Annotated in this window: 18 protein-coding genes; 10 read left to right on the top strand and 8 right to left on the bottom strand. The window is 71.5% G+C overall.

What is annotated here, in order from left to right; all coding sequences use genetic code 11:
• Window positions 1-4 precede the first annotated feature (4 nt).
• From ACZ3KP_RS37125 to ACZ3KP_RS37100, 6 genes are all read left to right on the top strand, one after another.
• Window positions 5-1,291, top strand: coding sequence for an amidohydrolase family protein (locus ACZ3KP_RS37125; RefSeq protein ID WP_467505101.1), 1,287 nt, complete (start codon window positions 5-7; stop codon window positions 1,289-1,291).
• Window positions 1,288-2,517, top strand: a complete 1,230-nt coding sequence (locus ACZ3KP_RS37120) for an amidohydrolase family protein (RefSeq protein WP_467505100.1) — start codon at window positions 1,288-1,290, stop codon at window positions 2,515-2,517. Before ACZ3KP_RS37125 ends, ACZ3KP_RS37120 begins: the two co-directional genes overlap by 4 nt.
• Window positions 2,518-2,562: 45 nt before the next feature.
• Window positions 2,563-3,276, top strand: a complete 714-nt coding sequence (locus ACZ3KP_RS37115; protein ID WP_467505099.1) for a VIT1/CCC1 transporter family protein — start codon at window positions 2,563-2,565, stop codon at window positions 3,274-3,276.
• Between the two features lie 119 nt (window positions 3,277-3,395).
• Window positions 3,396-4,262 (top strand): sterol desaturase family protein, encoded by an 867-nt coding sequence (locus ACZ3KP_RS37110; RefSeq protein WP_360560141.1) that lies wholly within the window; start codon window positions 3,396-3,398, stop codon window positions 4,260-4,262.
• On the top strand, window positions 4,259-4,924 hold the full coding sequence (locus tag ACZ3KP_RS37105; protein ID WP_467505098.1) for a lysoplasmalogenase: 666 nt from the start codon (window positions 4,259-4,261) through the stop codon (window positions 4,922-4,924). Before ACZ3KP_RS37110 ends, ACZ3KP_RS37105 begins: the two co-directional genes overlap by 4 nt.
• Before the next feature lie 36 nt (window positions 4,925-4,960).
• Window positions 4,961-6,007, top strand: a complete 1,047-nt coding sequence (locus ACZ3KP_RS37100) for a zinc-dependent alcohol dehydrogenase family protein (RefSeq protein WP_358980881.1) — start codon at window positions 4,961-4,963, stop codon at window positions 6,005-6,007.
• 20 nt (window positions 6,008-6,027) lie between these two features.
• On the opposite strand, the gene ACZ3KP_RS37095 is transcribed toward ACZ3KP_RS37100, so the two are convergent.
• From ACZ3KP_RS37095 to ACZ3KP_RS37085, 3 genes are all read right to left on the bottom strand, one after another.
• A complete protein-coding gene (locus ACZ3KP_RS37095) occupies window positions 6,028-7,035 on the bottom strand; it encodes a CopD family protein (RefSeq protein ID WP_467505097.1) in 1,008 nt (335 codons plus the stop codon).
• 97 nt (window positions 7,036-7,132) lie between these two features.
• A complete protein-coding gene (locus ACZ3KP_RS37090) occupies window positions 7,133-8,509 on the bottom strand; it encodes a CoA transferase (RefSeq protein WP_467505095.1) in 1,377 nt (458 codons plus the stop codon).
• A 52-nt stretch (window positions 8,510-8,561) separates the two neighbouring features.
• Window positions 8,562-10,100, bottom strand: coding sequence for a S8 family peptidase (locus tag ACZ3KP_RS37085; RefSeq protein WP_467505093.1), 1,539 nt, complete (start codon window positions 10,098-10,100; stop codon window positions 8,562-8,564).
• A 252-nt stretch (window positions 10,101-10,352) separates the two neighbouring features.
• On the opposite strand from ACZ3KP_RS37085, the gene ACZ3KP_RS37080 reads away from it, so the two are divergent.
• From ACZ3KP_RS37080 to moaA, 3 genes are all read left to right on the top strand, one after another.
• A complete protein-coding gene (locus tag ACZ3KP_RS37080) occupies window positions 10,353-10,706 on the top strand; it encodes a DUF485 domain-containing protein (RefSeq protein ID WP_467505092.1) in 354 nt (117 codons plus the stop codon).
• Window positions 10,703-12,331: a solute symporter family protein gene (locus ACZ3KP_RS37075; RefSeq protein WP_467505091.1), complete on the top strand. Its 1,629-nt coding sequence runs from the start codon at window positions 10,703-10,705 to the stop codon at window positions 12,329-12,331. The genes ACZ3KP_RS37080 and ACZ3KP_RS37075 overlap by 4 nt, the downstream gene beginning before the upstream one ends.
• Before the next feature lie 154 nt (window positions 12,332-12,485).
• Window positions 12,486-13,475: a GTP 3',8-cyclase MoaA gene (gene moaA, locus ACZ3KP_RS37070; RefSeq protein ID WP_467505090.1), complete on the top strand. Its 990-nt coding sequence runs from the start codon at window positions 12,486-12,488 to the stop codon at window positions 13,473-13,475.
• Window positions 13,476-13,481: 6 nt separating this feature from the next.
• On the opposite strand, the gene ACZ3KP_RS37065 is transcribed toward moaA, so the two are convergent.
• Together ACZ3KP_RS37065 and ACZ3KP_RS37060 are read right to left on the bottom strand one after the other, a co-directional pair.
• The gene (locus ACZ3KP_RS37065; protein ID WP_132885999.1) at window positions 13,482-13,691 is read right to left on the bottom strand and encodes a hypothetical protein; all 210 of its coding nucleotides are present in this window, start codon (window positions 13,689-13,691) and stop codon (window positions 13,482-13,484) included.
• 219 nt (window positions 13,692-13,910) lie between these two features.
• On the bottom strand, window positions 13,911-14,312 hold the full coding sequence (locus ACZ3KP_RS37060) for a DUF3099 domain-containing protein (protein WP_467505089.1): 402 nt from the start codon (window positions 14,310-14,312) through the stop codon (window positions 13,911-13,913).
• 242 nt (window positions 14,313-14,554) lie between these two features.
• Here ACZ3KP_RS37060 and ACZ3KP_RS37055 point away from each other — a divergent pair, with 242 nt between their 5' ends.
• Window positions 14,555-14,833, top strand: coding sequence for a GlsB/YeaQ/YmgE family stress response membrane protein (locus tag ACZ3KP_RS37055; protein ID WP_358980865.1), 279 nt, complete (start codon window positions 14,555-14,557; stop codon window positions 14,831-14,833).
• A gap of 57 nt (window positions 14,834-14,890) precedes the next feature.
• Here ACZ3KP_RS37055 and tyrS read toward each other — a convergent pair whose 3' ends face one another.
• The 3 genes from tyrS to ACZ3KP_RS37040 all read right to left on the bottom strand — a co-directional run bounded on the left by tyrS (window position 14,891) and on the right by ACZ3KP_RS37040 (window position 19,220).
• Window positions 14,891-16,159 carry a tyrosine--tRNA ligase gene (tyrS, locus tag ACZ3KP_RS37050; RefSeq protein ID WP_467505088.1) on the bottom strand — a complete coding sequence of 423 codons (1,269 nt, stop codon included), beginning with the start codon at window positions 16,157-16,159 and terminating at the stop codon, window positions 14,891-14,893.
• A 57-nt stretch (window positions 16,160-16,216) separates the two neighbouring features.
• Window positions 16,217-17,614, bottom strand: coding sequence for a metallopeptidase TldD-related protein (locus ACZ3KP_RS37045; RefSeq protein WP_467505086.1), 1,398 nt, complete (start codon window positions 17,612-17,614; stop codon window positions 16,217-16,219).
• Between the two features lie 82 nt (window positions 17,615-17,696).
• A complete protein-coding gene (locus ACZ3KP_RS37040) occupies window positions 17,697-19,220 on the bottom strand; it encodes a TldD/PmbA family protein (RefSeq protein ID WP_467505085.1) in 1,524 nt (507 codons plus the stop codon).
• Between the last annotated feature and the right edge of the window lie 526 nt (window positions 19,221-19,746).

The following is a 19,746-nucleotide window of genomic DNA, read 5'->3' as shown; positions in this document are numbered from 1 at the left end:
TGTGGTGACCGCCTACGACGACCCATATCTGATCATCTCCTCCGACTGCCACGCCGGGCTGCCCACCGAGGAGTACCGGCCCTATCTGGAGGCGCGGTTCCACCGTGACTTCGACGAGTTCCTCGCCGGGCGGGAGCACCGCCGGGAGGAGATGACCCGGCTCGGCATCCGCAACGAGGCGTTCGCCGCCAAGTGGTTCCAGGACAACGAGGAGGGACTGCGCGGGGGCTGGGACAGCGGCCGGCGCCTGAAGGAGCTGGACGGCGACGGGGTGGCCGCCGAGGTCGTCTTCCCGGACGCCGACGCGGTCGACAGCCGGACGGCGGCGCCCTTCGGTGTGGGCCTCGGTCTGTCCGGCGACCAGGACCCGGAGCTGGGCATGGCGGGTGCCCGGGCGCACAACCGCTGGCTGGCCGACTTCGTGTCCGAGCACCCGGAACGGCACTGCGGGGTGGCCCTGCTGCCGGTCACGGCCCCGACGGAGCGCGTCGTCGCGGAGGTGTACCGCGCGAAGGAGTCCGGCCTCGGCGCCCTGATGATCCCCTCCATGTGGGTGGACCGGGAGCCCTACCACGACCGCCGCTACGACCCCGTCTGGGCGGCCGCCGCCGACTGCGGGATGCCGGTCCTCACCCACTCCGGCGCGGCCCCGCGCCACGAGTACGGCGACCACCTCGGCATCTACGTGAGCGAGGTGACCTGGTGGCCGGCCCGCCCGCTGTGGTTCCTGCTCTGGTCCGGCGTCTTCGAACGCCATCCGGGCCTGCGCTTCGGCGTCGCCGAGTCGGGCTGCTGGTGGCTGCCGAACCTGCTGTGGTTCATGGACCGCCTCTACCTCGGCGCGCACGGCGGCAAGAAGCTCTCCCCCTTCGAGGAGCTGGGTCGCCCGCCGCACGAGTACCTCGACCGGCAGGTCTTCGTCTGCGCCACCAACACCAAGCGCCGCGAACTCGCCCAGCGTTACGAGATCGGCGTCGACAACATCCTCTGGGGCAGCGACTTCCCGCACCCCGAGGGCACCTGGCCCGACACGCGCGCGTGGCTGCGCCGCACCTTCCACGACATCCCGGTGACCGAGACCCGCCGGATGCTGGGGCTCGCGGCGGCGGAGGCCTTCGGGTTCGACGTGGACCGCCTCACCCCGCTGGCCCGCCGCATCGGCCCCACCCCGGCCGACCTCGGCCAGCAGGCCGACCAGGCGGCGGTGGAGGCCTCCTGGGCCCGCTCGCGCGAGGTGGGCCGCCACTGGCTGACCGACCACGACTTCCCTGTGCTGGGAGCGGATCGATGAACGGACAGGACCGCTACACGGTGATCTCGGCCGACTGCCACGCGGGCGCCGACCTCCTCGACTACCGGCCGTACCTGGAGAAGCGCCACCATGACGACTTCGACGTCTGGGCGGCGACCTACGTCAACCCGTACGAGGACCTGCTCGCCGACTCCGCCGACCGGAACTGGAACTCCGCGCGGCGGCTCGCGGAGCTGGAACAGGACGGGATCGTCGCGGAGGTGATCTTCCCGAACACCATTCCGCCGTTCTTCCCGTCCGGGTCGCTGATGGCGCCCGCACCGACGGCGGCGGAGTTCGAACGGCGCTGGGCGGGCCTGCGTGCCCACAACCGCTGGCTGGCCGACTTCTGCGCGGACGCGCCCGGCCGCCGTGCGGGTGTCTTCCAGATCCTCCTGAACGACGTGGAGGAGGCCGTCAAGGAGATCCGCTGGTCGGTGACGGCGGGCCTGAAAGGCGGACTCCTGCTGCCCGGAACCCCGCCCGGCTCGGGCCTTCCCGAACTCCACGCGCGCGTGTACGACCCGATCTGGGCCGTCTGCGCGGAACTCGGCGTCCCCGTCAACCACCACGCGGGTTCGGCCTCCCCGCCGCTCGGCGACGAACCCGCCGCCCGCGCGGTCTTCATGGTCGAGACGACCTGGTTCTCGCACCGGGCGCTGTGGCACCTGATCTTCGGCGGCGCCTTTCGCCGTCATCCGGGCCTGCGGCTGGTCCTCACCGAACAGGGCTCGGGCTGGATCCCCGGGGTCCTGGCCATGCTGGACTACTACCACGGCCGCATGCTGGCGGCCGCGAAGACGACGACCGCGGAGTCGAAGTTCGGGGTCGGCCTGGCGGACGCGATGGGCGACCCGCCGTCCTCGGTGTGGCACGACAACTGCTTTGTCGGCGCCAGCTTCATGCGCCCCCACGAGGTACCGCTGCGCGACCGCATCGGCCTCGACAAGATCATGTGGGGCAGCGACTACCCGCACGACGAGGGAACGTACCCGTACACCCGTGAGGGCCTGCGCTTCGCCTTCGCCGGCGTCCCGCGCGCGGAACTGGCGGCGATGCTCGGCGGCAACGCGGCCCGCGTCTACGGCTTCGACCTGGACCTCCTGGATCCGATCGCGGCGAAGGTGGGACCGACGGTGGCGGAGCTCGCCGAGCCGCTGCCGACGCCGCCGGCGGACGCCACGAGCCCGGTGTTCGCACGGGGCGCCTCGGTACGCGTCTGGTGACGTCGGTACGGCGCCCGTGGGCCCCGGGATGCGATCCTCCCTGCTGTGACGGAACCTGTGCACGAGAACGAGGCCCACGGGGGAGCGCTCGGCTCCCGGCTGAACTGGCTGCGGGCGGCCGTCCTGGGCGCGAACGACGGCATCGTGTCGACGGCGGGCATCGTCGTCGGTGTCGCCGGCGCCACGGCCGACCGCAACGCCCTGCTGACGGCGGGCCTGGCGGGTCTGCTCGCCGGATCCATGTCGATGGCGGCGGGCGAGTACGTGTCGGTGTCCACCCAGCGGGACTCCGAACTGGCCGCACTCGCCCAGGAGAAGCGGGAGCTGAAGGAGCAGCCCGAGGCCGAACTCGAGGAACTGATCGAGCTGCTTGAGCGCCGCGGCCTGACCCGGGAGGTGGCCCGTGAGGCAGCCGTCCAGCTGACCGAGCGCGACGCGCTGAGGGCCCACGCGCGCGTGGAACTGGGCATCGACCCCGACGAACTCACCAGCCCCTGGCATGCGGCGCTGGCCAGCTTCCTGGCCTTCACGGTGGGCGCCCTGCTCCCGCTGCTGGCGATCGTCCTGCCGCCTTCCGGCTGGCGGCTCCCGGTCACGGTGGGCTCGGTGCTGGCGGCCCTCGTCCTCACCGGCTGGACCAGCGCCCGCCTGGGCGCCGCGACGGTGGGCCCGGCGGTCCTGCGCAACGTCCTGGGCGGCGCACTGGCCATGGCGGTCACCTACGCCGCGGGAAGCCTGCTGGGGGCGGCCGGCGTGTAGGGCGCGCTGCGAAAGTCCCGCCATTGGCGAAGACCGCCAACAAGCAAGCGCGTACCGCCGCTGATACTTGTGGGTAACAACGTCTAGCCGCGGCCGACCAGCGGTTCTACGGTGCCTCCATGCCGAACCTGCCCGATGTCGTGCTGTGGTCGATCCCCGCCTTCGTGCTGCTCACCGTGATCGAGGTGATCAGCTACCGCATCCATCCCGACGACGACGCCGCCGGGTACGAGACCAGGGACGCGGCCACCAGCATCGGCATGGGGCTCGGATCGCTGGTGTTCGACTTCGTCTGGAAGATCCCGATCGTCGCCGTCTACACGGCGGTGTACGAACTCACCCCGCTGCGGATTCCCGTCCTGTGGTGGACCGTCCCCCTGATGCTGCTCGGCCAGGACTTCCTCTACTACTGGTCCCACCGCGGCCACCACGTCATCCGCATCCTGTGGGCCTGCCACGTCGTCCACCACTCCAGCAAGAAGTTCAACCTGAGCACCGCGCTGCGCCAGCCCTGGACCTCGCTGACCGTGTGGCCGTTCTACGTCCCGCTCGTCGCCGCGGGCGTGCACCCGGCCGCGCTCGCCTTCTGCTCCTCCGCGAACCTCGTCTACCAGTTCTGGATCCACACCGAACGCATCGACAAGATGCCCCGGTGGTTCGAGTTCGTGTTCAACACGCCCTCCCACCACCGGGTCCACCACGCCTCCCAGGGCGGCTACCTGGACCGCAACTTCGGCGGGATCCTCATCGTCTGGGACCGGCTCTTCGGGTCCTGGGTGCCCGAGGTGGAACGACCTGTGTACGGGTTGACCAAGAACATCAACACGTTCAATCCGATCAAGGTGGCCACGCACGAATACCTGGCCATCGGCAGGGACCTGAAGGCCGCGCGCAGTTGGCGGGAGCGGGCCGGACGGGTGTTCCGGGGGCCGGGCTGGGCCCCGGCGCCCGCCGCGGCACCGACCGAGGAGTCCCTGGCCGCGTGAGAGCGACCCGCCCGCTGCGCACCGCCTTCGTCCTCGCCGTCGCCGTCGACCTCGGGTGCCTGGCCGCCGGCCTGCGCGCCGGGCACCTGGCCGCCAAACCGCTCCTCATGCTCCTGCTCGCCGCGTACACCGCCCGCGCGGGCGGTCCGCGGCTGCTCGTCGCCGCCCTGCTGTGCGGCTGGGGCGGCGACGTCCTGCTGCTCTCCGGCGCCGAGCCCGCGTTCATGGCCGGCATGGCCTGTTTCGCCGCCGGACACGTCTGCTACCTCGTCCTCTTCCGCCGCCTCGGGCCGCCCCGCGCGCGTGCCCGAGGCCTCGCCCCCGTCTACGCCGCCGCCCTCGCCACGCTGGTTGTCCTGCTGTGGCCGGACCTGCCCGCCGCTCTGCGGGTCCCGGTCGCCGGCTACAGCACCCTGCTCACCGCCATGGCGTACGCCGCCGGCACCCGGTGCGGCCCGGTCGCCGGGCTCGGCGGTGCGCTCTTCATGCTCTCCGACACCCTCATCGCGACCGGTGTCGCCCACTGGCCACAACCGCCGAACCCCGACTTCTGGATCATGCTCACCTATGCGGCGGCGCAGTTCCTGCTGGTACAGGGCACCCTCGACGCGCGGCCCGCACCGGCCACGACGTACGGTGAAGTGCGCTCGACCACCCCTTGAGCGCACCCACGCCACCGCACGAGAAGGACCCTCGCCATGCGCGCCACCACCATCCACGCCCCGTACGACATGCGCGTGGAGGACGTCCCCGAGCCCGTGGTGCAGCTGCCCACCGACGCCGTCGTACGGGTGCTGCGCGCCTGCATCTGCGGCAGCGACCTGTGGGCGTACCGCGGCGAGGCGGCCCGGCAGCCGGGACAGCGCATCGGGCACGAGTTCCTCGGCGTGATCGAGGAGACCGGCTCCGAGGTGGGCACGGTGAAGCGCGGGGACCTCGTGGTCGCGCCCTTCATGTGGTCCGACGGCGTCTGCGACTACTGCCGCGAGGGCCTGACCACGTCCTGCGAGCACGGCGGCTTCTGGGGCGCCGTGGGGTACGACGGCGGCCAGGGTGAGGCGGTCCGGGTCCCCTTCGCCGACGGCACCCTCGTCCGGCTCCCCAAGGAGGCGGCCTCCGACGACCACCTGCTGTCCGCCCTGCTGACCCTCTCCGACGTGCTCGGCACCGGTCACCACGCGGCCCTCGGCGCGGGCGTCCGCCCCGGCGCCACGGTCGCCGTCGTCGGGGACGGCGCGGTCGGCCTGTGCGCCGTGCTGGCCGCACGGCGGCTGGGCGCCGAGCGGATCATCGCGCTGGGCCGGCACGAGGTCCGCACCGACATCGCACGCCGCTTCGGCGCCACCGACGTCGTCGCCGAACGCGGGGACGCGGCCGTCGCGGCCGTACGCGAACTCACCCGCGGCCAGGGCGCGCACGCCGTCGTCGAGGCCGTCGGCACCGAGCAGTCCATGCGGACGGCCGTCGACATCACCCGGGCCGGCGGCGCGATCGGCTTCGTCGGAGTGCCGCACGGCAGCGGCACCGGCCTGGACCTCGACGTCATGTTCGACCGGAACATCGCCCTGCGCGGCGGTGTCGCCCCGGTTCGCGCCTACATCCCCGACCTGCTGCCCGACGTCCTCGACGGCACCATCGACCCGTCGCCGGTCTTCGACCTGACCGTCGGCATCGAGGGCGTTCCCGACGGCTACAAGGCGATGGACGAGCGCACCGCGTTGAAGGTGCTCGTCACGAACGGCTGAGCCGAGGGGCGCGCTGTCGATCAAGTCCATCTGATCGGCAGCGGCAGCGCCGTGAGCACCCCCGAGACCGCCACCACCGTCCCGAGCACGGCCACCTCGGCCCGGGCGGGGACGCAGGCGGTCAGCGGGTCGGCCGCCCGGCGCAGCCGGATCCGAGCCCACAGCGCGAGCACGCAGACGACGGCCACGAGGACCACCTTCGCCAGCAGGGTGCGCCCGTACGCCGTCGTCGTCAGCTGGTCCAGGATCGTGCCCGCCGGCATCCGCCGCAGCGAACTCCACACGCCCGTCGCGGTGATCGCCGCCAGCAGTACGGCCGCCACGCGCGCGTAGAGCCCGAGCAGGGCGGCCCCCGCCGCCCGGCCGCGCCGGTGGCGCAGCACGCGCAGCGTGTGCAGCAACCCGCCCACCCACAGCGCCGCGCACGTCAGGTGCACCAGGGTGAGCGCGGAACCCGCCAACGGGTCGTGTTCGGGCGCCGGGTGCGCCCGCAGCGCCTCCGCGACGGCCACCGCCGCCAGCGGCCACACCTGGGCCGCCGGGCGGCGCGAGCGGGCCGACAGGCCGGCCAGCAGGAAGGCGTTGACCTCCAGCAGCGCCAACCGGCCGTCCCGCGACCGGTACAGGCCGCCCACGTCGACGTCGGCGAGCGCGCGCGGCACCAGGTTGCCCGTCGACACGACCGAGGCGAGCCCCAGCGCCGCCGCGAAACCGGCGACGGCCGCGAACACCGCCCAGCTGCGCGGCCGTTCGGCGGGTGCGTCCGGGAGCCGGCGCGCCAGCCGGTCCACCGACAGCTCGCCGAGCGGCACGCACAGAGCCGCGAACAACACCCCGCGCAGCAACGCGACACCACCCACCCCGGGCGCCGCGGCCTCCCCGGTGCCGTGCAGCGCGAGCGACGGCCCGAGCAGCGGCACCAGCGCGGCCACCGCCACCAGGACCAGGAAGACGACGGCCCGGCCGGTCCCGGGACGTCCCGCGCAGCCGCCCGCGGCCGCCTCGGTGGTCGAGCGTGTCAACGTCACCCCAAGGTCTTCACCAGCCATGACAGAACCGGGCAGGTAAAGGAAAACAGCTACCGGAACGGCATTCCACCCATGTGTGCGTTTCCGGCCACGACGGTCATGCCCAGCGGGCCGGTTCCGAACCCCACGGCACCGGCCGCAGCGCCCAGTCGACAGGGCCACCCGTGAAGGACAACGGCGGCCGGGCGTACCGCAGTCGGCCCAGCGCGCTGTCCGTCTCCGCGAGCCATGCCGCCGGTCCCGCGTCCGCCTCGCCGGCCTCCGGTTCCGGCTCCAGCTCCGTGGTGAGCCACCGTGCGGTGCGCGCCAGGGCCAGCCGTACGAACCTGCTGCCGCCGTCGTACGACTGCTCGGTCAGCGCGCGCAGCACGCCCGCCGCCAGCAGGTATCCGGTGCCGTGGTCCAGCGCCTGTGCGGGCAGGGCGCCGGGCCGGTCGGCCGAGCCCTCGGTCCCCGCGATGCCGGTGGCGGCCTGCACGAGGCTGTCGAAGCCGCGCCGGCCGCCCCACGGCCCGTACGCGCCCCACGCCGACACCTGGGCCACGACCAGCCCGGGGCGTCGTGCCGCCAGCGCCTCGGGCGTGAGTCCGAACCGGTCCAGCGAGCCCGGCCGGTAGCCGGTGACCACGACGTCCGCCGACGCCAGCAGCTCCTCGAAGACCGCCCGGTCCGTGCTCAGGTCGAGTGTCGCCGAGCGTTTTCCGAAACCGGTGTCGGCGTGCTGGTCGGCCAGTTCGGGCAGCCACGGCGCGTCCAGGCGCAGCACGTCCGCCCCCAGCAGCCCCAGGGTGCGGGTCGCGACCGGTCCCGCGAGGACCCGGGTCAGGTCCAGGACCCGCAGCCCGGCCGCGGGCAGCAGCGGCGCGGCGTCCGCGTCGAGCGGCGCGAGCACGCGCGCGGGCGCACCGTCCAGGCGGCCCCGTTCGACCAGCGGGCGCGCGGCCACCTCGACGGCCTGTCCGTGTGCCGCCCACTCGCCGGGCGAGCGCAGGGCCACGGCGAGCCCGCCGACGGCGTGGGCCGCGTCCTCCACCGCCACCGCGGGCCGTTCGGCGATGCGCGCCGCGACCTCCTGCGGCGAGGCGTCCTCCGGCAGCCCCAGCGCCGCCCCCAGCCGGGCCCTGTGGTGCGGGTAGTTGGCATGCGTGCGCACCCAGCCGTCGGCCGTGCGCCAGAACCGTGACAGCGGGGCGAACGGCACGGGGGCCCGTCCGTCGACCAGCAGTCGCCGCTCGCTGGTGAACGCCGCCGCCACCGCCCCGTCGTCCACCAGGACCGCGGGCACCTCGGCCCGCCCGGTCCGCCGTGCCCCCAGTTCGGCGGCGGCCAGCGCGCACGCGCCGACACACCCGCGGGCGAGCTGCCGTACCGGAAGGCGGGCCGGCAGCGTGCCCGCGCGCGCCACGGTCGTCACCCGCGCGGGCAGCGAGGGATCGCCGCCCAGCGCGGACCATGCATAGTTGATCGCAGTCATGACTTCATCCATGACTGAACTATGCATTATTGATCGAATCAATATATGAGGGTCATCTGCTGACCGCCGCCAGCGCGTCGGCGATGCCCCAGCCGTAGAAGCCGTTGCGGTTCTTGGAGCCCTCGCACACCGCGTCGACCTTGCCGTCGCCGTTGATGTCGTACGGGTCGGTGCACGGCGTGGCCGTCGCCTCGGCGTACAGCAGGGCCTTCACCAGGGCGGGGGAGGCGTGCGGATGGGTCGACTTGATCAAGGCGGCGACACCGACGACGTGCGGGGTCGCCATCGACGTACCGGCCATGTAGCCCCATCGGCCGCCCGGCAGCGGGCCCAGGATCGAGCCGCTGGTGGCCGGGGGCGGCGGCGCCTGGTAGGCCGTCGAGTCACCGCCGGGGGCGGCGATGTCGATGACACCGAGGCCGTAGTTGGAGAAGGACGACTTGAGGCCCTTCGCCCCGGTCGCCGCGACCGTGACCACCCCCGGCAGCTGGGTCGGGATGTCGAAGCACCTGTGCGGGTCGATCACCCGGTCGCCGGGGGTGCCGTCGTTCGGCGAGACCGGGTCGGTGATCGAGTCGGAGGCCAGGTCGTAGCTCTCGTTGCCTGCCGCGGCCACGTTGACGGTGCCCTTGCGTTCCGCGAACAGGGAGGCCCTGGTGATGGCGTCGACGAGTGCCCTCTGGTCCGGGTCATCGGTGCAGTTGAAGTACCAGGGGTCGGTGTAATAGCTGTTGTTCGTGACGTCGATGTGGTGCTCGGCCGCCCACACGAAGCCGCACACCACCGCCTCCGTGTAGAAGTACCCCTGCGAGGTGGCGACCTTGATGCCCGCCACCTTGACGCCCGGCGCGACACCGGTGATGCCTATCCCGTTCTTCGCGCCCGCGATCTCGCCCGCCACGTGCGTCCCGTGCGGACTCTCCGTCGAAGTGGGCCGCCAGGCGCCGTACGTGGTGTCCGGCTTGCCCGAGACGCAGTTGGTTGACTGCGCGGCGGAGAAGTTCGGGGCGATGTCCGGGTGGGTGTCGTCGACGCCGGTGTCGATGACGGCGACGGTCACCTTCGGACTGCCCAGGGTCTTCTCGTGCGCCTTGTCGGCCTTGATGGCGGGCAGGTCCCACTGCAGCGGCTCCAGCGGGTCCTGCCCGTCCGTCGCCCTGGCGTCCGCCGCCGCGACCTGCTGGGAGCTGAGCACCTCGGGGGTGCCGACGTCGGTGGTCGACTGGGCGGGCAGCGGGGCGTTGCGCGTGGCGCCTGCCGAGTCCACGCCCGGCACCCTGCGGATGGTCTTCGCGAAGTCGGCGTTCGAGGAGTGGACGACGATGACGCCGATCTCGTCGTACGCGATCACCACCGAACCGCCGGCCCGGTCGATCGCCCGCTGGACGCGCTCGGAGGTTCCGTGGCCGGGGCGGATGTTGACGACATAACTGAGAGAGGTCGCGTCCGTGGTGCCGGCGCCGAGGGAAGTCGTCCCACCGGTGTCGGCCGCGGACGCGGAGACGTCGGGCAGGAAGGCCAGGGCCGTGGCCAGGGCCATGCCGAGCGGGACGGCGAGGACACGGCGATGGCGCGGCTGGAACACAGTCATGCGGATGAGCCTCCGGTTCGGTCGCGGAACGGACGTGCTGGAACGCAGTCGGATGGGCCGATTGGGCAGGTACATGACGCGTGGTGCAGGGCGAAGGTAACCTCCGCACCCGCCGGCCAGCAATGACCGAAGACCTTCGCGCGATCGACTTCGGAAAGAACCGGCACGGGTTGAACCCGTCCACGCGTGGCGCCGTGACCTTGGGCAGTGAATGAGGTCAGAATCCGCATGTCCGTTTCGCGAGGAGACTCCGTGGCAACCGAGACACCACCGCCCTCGAACGCGCAGACCCGGCCCTCCGGCGAGGAGTTCGCCCAGGTGCAGCAGAGTCCGGAGTTCGCCGAACTACGGCACTCCTACCGCTCCTTCGCCTTCCCGCTGACCTTCGCCTTCATCGCCTGGTACCTGCTGTACGTCCTGCTCTCCAACTACGCGGGCGACTTCATGGGCACCAAGGTCGTCGGCAACATCAACGTCGCCCTGGTCCTCGGCCTCGCCCAGTTCCTCACCACGTTCCTCATCGCCTGGTGGTACGCCCGGCACGCGGCCACCAGGCTCGACCCCGCGGCCGAGGCCATCAGGTCCAGGACGGAGGGCGGCGCATGAGCCCCGCACCGCACACCGCCCTGCTGGCCGCAGGCGAGGCCAGTGACCACCGGGCGCTGATCATCACCCTGTTCGCGGTGTTCGTCGTCGCGACCCTGGTCATCACCGTCTGGGCCGGCCGCCAGACCAAGGGCGCCGCGGACTTCTACGCGGGCGGCCGCCAGTTCACCGGCTTCCAGAACGGCCTCGCCGTCTCCGGCGACTACATGTCCGCCGCGTCCTTCCTCGGCATCGCCGGCGCCATCGCCCTCTTCGGCTACGACGGCTTCCTGTACTCCATCGGCTTCCTGGTCGCCTGGCTCGTCGCCCTGCTCCTGGTCGCCGAACCGCTGCGCAACTCCGGCCGCTACACGATGGGCGACGTGCTGGCGTACCGCATGCGCCAGCGCCCGGTCCGCACCGCGGCCGGCACCTCCACCATCGTCGTGTCGATCTTCTACCTGCTGGCCCAGATGGCGGGCGCGGGCGTCCTGGTCTCCCTGCTCCTCGGCATCACCAGCGACGCCGGCAAGATCGGCATCGTCGCCCTGGTGGGCGTCCTGATGATCGTCTACGTCACCATCGGCGGTATGAAGGGCACCACCTGGGTCCAGATGGTCAAGGCCGTGCTGCTCATCGCGGGCGCCCTGCTGCTGACCTTCATGGTTCTGGCCAAGTTCCACTTCAACATCTCCGACCTGCTCGGCAAGGCCGCCGACAACAGCGGCAAGGGTTCCGCCTTCCTCGAGCCCGGCCTGAAGTACGGCGCCACCGGCACCAGCAAGCTGGACTTCCTCTCCCTCGGCATCGCCCTGGTCCTCGGCACCGCGGGCCTGCCGCACATCCTGATCCGCTTCTACACCGTGCCCACCGCGAAGGCCGCCCGTAAGTCCGTCATCTGGGCGATCGGCCTGATCGGCGCCTTCTACCTGATGACCCTCGCCCTCGGCTTCGGCGCGGCCGCGCTGATCAAACCGGACGAGATCATCGCCTCCAACAAGGCCGGAAACACCGCGGCCCCCCTGCTCGCCCTGCACCTGGGCGGTGTCGACTCCAACTGGGGCGCCATCCTGCTGGCCACCATCTCGGCGGTGGCCTTCGCGACGATCCTCGCCGTGGTCGCCGGTCTGACCCTCGCCTCGTCCTCCTCCTTCGCCCACGACATCTACGCCAACGTCATCAAGAAGGGGCAGGCCACCGAGAAGCAGGAACTGGGCGCGGCCCGCTGGGCCACCGTCGGCATCGGCGCGGTCTCGATCGTCCTCGGCGCCCTCGCCCGCGACCTGAACGTCGCCGGCCTGGTCGCCCTCGCCTTCGCGGTCGCCGCCTCCGCCAACCTGCCGACCATCCTCTACAGCCTCTTCTGGAAGAGGTTCACCACCGCGGGGGCTCTCTGGTCGATCTACGGCGGCCTGGTCACCGCGGTCGGTCTGGTGCTGTTCTCGCCGGTGGTGTCCGGCAAGGAGACGTCGATGTTCCCGCACGCCGACTTCCACTGGTTCCCGCTGGAGAACCCGGGCATCATCTCGATCCCGGTCGGATTCCTGCTCGGCGTGGTGGGCACCCTGCTGTCCAAGGAGGCCCCGGACGCCACCAAGTACGCGGAGCTGGAGGTGCGGTCCCTCACCGGCACCGGAGCGCACTGAGGTTCGTACGACCGGCCGCGCCGACGGGATCGTAGGGTCCTACGACGCGGCCCCGTCGTACCTCGTGAGATCCGGCCCCTCCCGATGTCAGTGCCGTCACGTAGGCTCACAGATGACGGCAGAGAACCGGATTGGATCGAGGGAGGGGGCCCGCGTGCTCGTCGACACCTACGGCCGGGTGGCCACCGACCTGCGAGTGTCGCTGACCGACCGCTGCAACCTGCGCTGCACGTACTGCATGCCCGAGGAGGGACTGCAGTGGCTGGCCAAGCCCGACCTGCTCACCGACGACGAGATCGTCCGGCTGATCGACATCGCCGTGCGGCTGCTGGGCATCGAGGAGGTCCGCTTCACCGGTGGCGAGCCGCTGCTGCGCCCGGGGCTGACCGGCATCGTGGAGCGGGTGGCCGCCCTGGCACCCCGCCCCCGGATGTCCCTGACCACCAACGGCATCGGCCTGCGCCGGACCGCCGCGGCCCTGAAGACGGCCGGCCTCGACCGGGTGAACGTCTCGCTCGACACCCTCCGTCCGGACGTCTTCAAGACCCTCACCCGCCGGGACCGCCACCGCGACGTCCTCGACGGCCTGCGGGCGGCCCGCGACGCGGGCCTCACCCCGGTCAAGGTGAACACCGTCCTGATGCCGGGGCTGAACGAGGACGAGGCCCCCGACCTGCTGGCCTGGGCGGTCGCCCACGACTACGAACTGCGCTTCATCGAGCAGATGCCGCTGGACGCCCAGCACGGCTGGAAGCGGGACAGCATGGTGACGGCCGGCGACATCCTCGCCTCGCTGCGCACCCGCTTCGACCTCGCAGCCGAGGGCACGGACGACCGCGGCTCGGCCCCGGCGGAGCGGTGGCTGGTGGACGGCGGCCCGCACCGCGTCGGTGTCATCGCCTCCGTCACCCGCCCGTTCTGCGCGGCCTGCGACCGCACCCGCCTCACGGCCGACGGGCAGATACGCACCTGCCTGTTCGCCCGCGAGGAGACCGACCTGCGCGGAGCCCTCCGCTCCGGCGCGCCGGACGAGGAGATCGCCCGCCTCTGGCGGCTGGCCATGTGGGGCAAGAAAGCGGGAGCGGGCTTGGACGACCCCTCGTTCATCCAGCCGGACCGGCCGATGTCCGCGATCGGTGGCTAGCGCCGGCTACCGCTCGGCCGACTCCCACTCCCGCAGGGACACGACGTCCTTGAGGAAACCCCGCACCCCCAGGAACTGCGCGAGATGCTCCCGGTGCTCCTCGCAGGCGAGCCAGGTCTTCCGCCGCTCGGGAGTGTGAATCTTCGGGTTGTTCCAGGCCAGCACCCACACCGCGGCGGCCCGGCAGCCCTTCGCTGAACAGATGGCGTCACTCACTGCTTCGTCTCACAGAAAAAGCCCCGCAAAACAAGGCGACGCCGAGCAGCCACGGGGGGAGCTGCCCGGCGTCGGTCCGTCGCTCCGACGGGGGATGCGGAGCGCGTACGAAGTATGTCATGGGTCACCCTCGGCCCGGCACTGGAACAGCATGATTGATCTGAGCTTTTCTTGAGCTTTGTGGGGGGACGTCGTCCGCTTGCGTCGCGTCCCCGCCGCTCAGACCGACTCCGGCCGCTCGCCTCGCACCCCCGCCGGAGGGTCCGCCGACGCGTCCTTCGGGACCGTTTGTGCAGGAGGGTCCTCCACCCGCGGCTGCGTGATCATCAGCCGGGTGGGCGCGACACCGAACGTCGACGGCAGCGACGGCGGCCGTTCCCGTCCCGCGTTGGCGATGACGACCGCGACATAGGGGAGCAACGCGCCGAGCACCAACGCCACGACGGCCACGTACCGTTCGACGTTCCACAGCGTGGCCGCGAGGATCACGGACACGGTGCGGACCGTCATCGAGATGACGTACCTCCGCTGCCGGCCCCGCACGTCCTCGGCCAGGCCCGTACGGGCCCCGGTGATCCGGAACACCTGGACGTTGCCGTCGCCGCGCTGCTTCCGCGTCACAATCCACCATCCGCCCGCATCGGACTCTCCCCGGCCCTGACCCCGTCCGCACCCGCTCGGGGAACCGGGTCGGGACCCTTTCCACGGTACGCCGCACCTGCGCCGCCTTCGAGACCGGGTCGCCCACCCGCCTGCGTGAACACCCTGCGCCGTACCGCGTACGGACGCACCGACATGCGCCGTACGGCGCCCGGCCCGAGACTTGTCGTAATGCTCACGTCGAGCCGGACGAGGAGGCAGCCATGGGCTGGTTGTGGGCGATCATCGTGGGCTTCGTGCTGGGCCTCATCGCGAAAGCGATCATCCCCGGCAAGCAGCACAGCCCTATCTGGCTGACGACGATCTTCGGCATGCTGGGCGCGATCGCCGGCAACGCGATCGCCGCCGCCTTCGGCGTGGCGTCGACGAAGGGCATCGACTGGACCCGCCACCTCTTCCAGCTCATCGCCGCGATCATCATCGTGGCCCTGGGCGACATGGTCTACATGGCGACACTGGGCAAGCGGAAGTACCGAACCTGAACCTCGGTCTCACAGCCCCGTCGGGGCGCGGGCACCACACCCGCACCCCCACGGCTGCTACGCACCCACGACCTCCACGGCCGCCAGGTTCTTCTTGCCCCGCCGCAGCACCAGCCACCGTCCGTGCAGCAGCTCGTTCGCGGCGGGCACCGCGTCCTCGGCGGTCACCTTCACGTTGTTCACGTAGGCACCGCCCTCCTTCACCGTCCGGCGGGCGGCGGACTTGCTTGCCACCAGCCCGACCTCGGCGAACAGGTCGACCACCGGACCGAGCTCGGCCACCTGGACGTGCGGCACCTCGGAGAGCGCCGCCGCCAGCGTCCGCTCGTCCAGCTCCGCCAGCTCGCCCTGACCGAACAGCGCCTTGGACGCGGCGATCACCGCGGCCGTCTGGTCGGCCCCGTGGACCAGCGTCGTCAGCTCCTCGGCCAGCGCCCGCTGCGCGGCCCGCGCCTGCGGCCGCTCCTCGGTCTGCTTCTCCAGCTCCTCCAGCTCCGCACGGGACTTGAAGGACAGGATCCGCAGGTAGGTGGAGACGTCCCGGTCGTCCACGTTCAGCCAGAACTGGTAGAACGCGTACGGCGTCGTCATCTCCGGGTCGAGCCAGACGGCGCCGCCCTCGGTCTTGCCGAACTTGGTGCCGTCCGCCTTCGTCATCAGCGGCGTCGCCAGCGCGTGCACCTCGGCACCCGGCTCCAGGCGGTGGATCAGGTCCAGCCCGGCCGTGAGGTTGCCCCACTGGTCGCTGCCACCCTGCTGCAGCGTGCAGCCGTACCGCCGGAACAGCTGGAGGAAGTCCATGCCCTGGAGGATCTGGTAGCTGAACTCCGTGTAGCTGATGCCCTGATCGGACTCCAGGCGGCGGGCCACGGAGTCCTTGGTCAGCATCTTGTTGACACGGAAGTGCTTGCCGATGTCCCGCAGGAACTCGATCGCCGACAGGCCCTCGGTCCAGTCGAGGTTGTTGACCATGACGGCCGCGTTCTCACCCTCGAAGGACAGGAACGGCTCGATCTGGGCGCGGAGCCTGCCGACCCAGCCGGCGACCGTCTCCGGGTCGTTCAGCGTGCGCTCGGCCGTCGGGCGGGGGTCGCCGATCAGACCCGTCGCCCCGCCCACCAGCGCCAGCGGACGGTGTCCCGCCTGCTGGAGCCGGCGCACCGTGAGCACCTGCACCAGGTGCCCGACGTGCAAGGACGGCGCGGTCGGGTCGAAACCGCAATAGAACGTGACGGGACCGTCCGCGAGCGCCTTGCGCAAAGCGTCCTCGTCAGTGGACAGGGAGAACAGCCCCCGCCACTTCAGCTCGTCGACGATGTCCGTCACGGTTCTCGTATCTCCTTGGATGATTCTCGGGCGGTCGCACGACCACCGGCTACGAGGTTATACGCCCTGGCTGACAGAGCTCATATTGAAGTCGGGCACCCGCAGCGCGGGCATCGCAGCCCTAGTGAACCAGTCGCCCCACTCCCGCGGCAGCGTCTTTTCGGTGCGCCCGGCCTCCGTGGCCCGCCCGAGCAGATCCACCGGTGACTCGTTGAACCGGAAGTTGTTCACCTGACCGGTGACCTGGCCGTTCTCCACCAGGTACACGCCGTCCCGGGTCAGGCCGGTGAGCAGCAGCGTCGCCGGGTCGACCTCGCGGATGTACCAGAGGCAGGTCAGCAGCAGCCCGCGCCCGGTGTCCGCGACCATCTCCTCCAGCGAGCGGTCCGACCCGCCGTCCAGGATCAGGTTTCCGCCCGCCGGCGCGACCGGCAGTCCGGTGAGACCCGCGGTGTGCCGGGTGGTGGTCAGATGGGCCAGCTCGCCGTTCGCGATCCACTCGGTGCGGCCGACCGGCAGCCCGTTGTCGAAGACGGACTGGTCGCCGCCGGAGGAGTGCGCGACGACGAAGGGCGCGGACTCCAGGCCCGGCTCGTTCGGGTCGCTGCGCAGGCTCAGCGGCAGGTCGGTGAGCTTCTCGCCGACGCGGGTGCCACCGCCCGGCTTGGAGAACACCGTCCGCCCCTCGGCCGCGTCCCGCCCGGACGCCGACCACAGCTGGTAGATCAGCAGGTCGGCGACGGCGGTCGGCGGCAGCAGCGTCTCGTAGCGGCCCGCAGGCAGTTCCACCCGCCGCTCCGCCCAGCCGAGCCGTACGGCCAGCTCCGCGTCGAGCGCGCCCGGGTCGACGTCCTTGAAGTCCCGCGTGGACCGCCCGGCCCAGGCCGACCGGGTGCGGTCCGGTGACTTGGCGTTCAGTTCGAGGGTGCCGTTCGGCTGGTCGTGCCGCAGCCGCAGCCCCGCCGAGGTCCCCACATACGTCGACACCAGCTCGTGGTTGGCGAAGCCGTACAGCTCCCGGCCCCCGGCACGCGCGCGGGCGAAGGCCTCGCCGAGCGCCGGGGCGAAGTCCGCGAACACGGCGGAGGAGGTCTCGACGGGCGCGTCCGTGAAGTCCGGTGCCTCCGGGACGCCCGTGACCAGCGGCTGAGCGTCCTCGGCGGGACCGGCTCCGCGTGCGGCGGCCTCCGCGGCCCGCACCAGCGGCTCCAGGTCGTCCGCCGTCACGGCCGACCGGGACACGACACCGGAGGCCGTGCCCTCCTTGCCGTCGACGGTCGCCACGACGGTGAGCGAGCGCCCGCGCGTGACGCCGTTCGTGGTGAGCGCGTTGCCGGCCCAGCGCAGGTTGGCGCTGGAGTGCTCGTCGGCGATGACCACGCAGCCGTCGGCCCGGGACAGTTCGAGAGCGCGCTCGACGATCTCGTGCGGCTTGGTGGTGCTACGGGCGCTCATCGACCGGCCTCCTGCGTGGTGTCGAGAATGTGCTTTCCCGGGGGATAACCCCCGGACCCCCAGCCGAGCCCTGCACTGACGTTCATCGACCGGCCTCCTGCGTGGTGTTGAGGATGTTCACGCCCCTGAAGAGGGCCGAGGGGCAGCCGTGGGAGACGGCGGCGACCTGCCCCGGCTGGGCCTTGCCGCAGTTGAAGGCGCCGCCGAGGACGTACGTCTGCGGGCCGCCGACGGCCGCCATGGAGCCCCAGAAGTCGGTGGTCGTCGCCTGGTAGGCGACGTCGCGCAGCTGACCGGTGATCCGCCCGTTCTCGATCCTGAAGAACCGCTGGCCGGTGAACTGGAAGTTGTAGCGCTGCATGTCGATGGACCAGGAACGGTCGCCCACCACGTAGATCCCGCGGTCGACCCCGCCGATCAGGTCCTCGGTGGACAGCCCGGCCGGGTCCGGCCGCAGCGACACGTTGGCCATGCGCTGCACCGGCACGTGCCCGGGGGAGTCGGCGTACGCGCACCCGTTGGAGCGCTCGAAACCGGTCAGCTTGGCGATCCTGCGGTCCAGCTGGTAGCCGACGAGCGTGCCGTCCTTGACCAGGTCCCAGGACTGGCCCTCGACGCCCTCGTCGTCGTAGCCGATGGTCGCCAGGCCGTGCTCGGCGGTGCGGTCACCGGTGACGTTCATCAGCTCGGAGCCGTACTTCAGCGTGCCGAGCTGGTCGAAGGTGGCGAAGGAGGTGCCGGCGTAGGCGGCCTCGTAGCCGAGCGCGCGGTCCAGCTCGGTGGCGTGCCCGATCGACTCGTGGATGGTCAGCCACAGGTTGGACGGGTCGACCACCAGGTCGTAAAGACCCGCCTCGACGCTCGGCGCCCGCATCTTCTCGGCGAGCAGCTCCGGGATCTGCTCCAGCTCGCCGTCCCAGTCCCAGCCGGTGCCGGTGAGGTACTCCCAGCCGCGTCCGACCGGCGGGGCGACGGTCCGCATCGAGTCGAACTCGCCACTGGACCCGTCCACGGACACGGCGGTCAACTCCGGATGCAGCCGCACCCGCTGCTGGGTGGTGACGGTCCCCGCCGTGTCCGCGTAGAACTTGTTCTCGTGCACGGTGAGCAGCGAGGCGTCGACGTGGTCGACGCCCTTGGCGGCCAGCAGCCGAGCGCTCCACTGGGCGAGCAGCGCGGTCTTCTCCTCGTCCGGGACGGTGAAGGGGTCGATCTCGTACGACGAGATCCACGTCCGGTCCTCGTGCACCGGCTCGTCGGCCAGCTCGACCCGCTCGTCCGACCCCGCCGCCCTGATCACCTGGGCGGACAGCTTCGCCATGGCCACCGCCTGTGACGCGACCCTGGCCGCGGCGTCGAGGCTCAGGTCCACCCCGGACGCGAAGCCCCAGCTGCCCCCGTGCACCACCCGGACCGCGTACCCGAGGTCGGTGGTGTCCGAGGACCCGGCGGGCTTGGCGTCCCGCAGCCGCCAGGACGCGCTGCGCACCCGCTCGAACCGGAAGTCCGCGTGCTCGGCCCCGAGCGCACGCGCGCGTGCCAGCGCGGCGTCGGCCAGGGCCCTCAGCGGAAGTGCCAGAAACGACTGATCGATTTCATGGGGCACGGGTGGGAGTCCTTTCGAGGTGCTGAGGTGCTTCTGTGGTGACCGTCACACGCAGTGAATCATGTCCCGGATACGGGCTCCCCGGGAAATTTCCGGGGCGGAGAAGGGAGGAGAGGAGCGAAAGCCGGGAGTAGACAGGCTGCGTGGTTCGTCTTCCGATGAGCGGTCGGCTCGTCGGCACGATGCGACCGAGCGGATGCACAAAGCTGAGGGAGCCCTGCCGATCCATGGACGTCTTCGGTGTCCACCACGACCTCATCGCCGAGTACGAGGCGTTCACGAGCCCGCTCGTGGCCGTGCGGGATCCGGACATCGAGAGTCACCTGGACGACGAGCGGAAGCGGAAAACCCGCTGGCCCGATACGAAACTCGCCCTGAACCCCACCTTCCGCAGCGGCAGGACCGTGGCCGCGCTGTGCGACGACGGCCTGCTGCATCCACTGTGCCGCGAGTACACGAGCGCGACCTCTGGCGTTCCCTGCTCGACGAGGAGGGCCTGCTCGACACCGGCCGCAGCAGCCTCGAC

This window comes from Streptomyces sp. NPDC020958, assembly GCF_055562175.1.
Note: the sequence above shows the minus strand (reverse complement) of the source record. Positions and strands in the feature narration are given on the sequence as shown.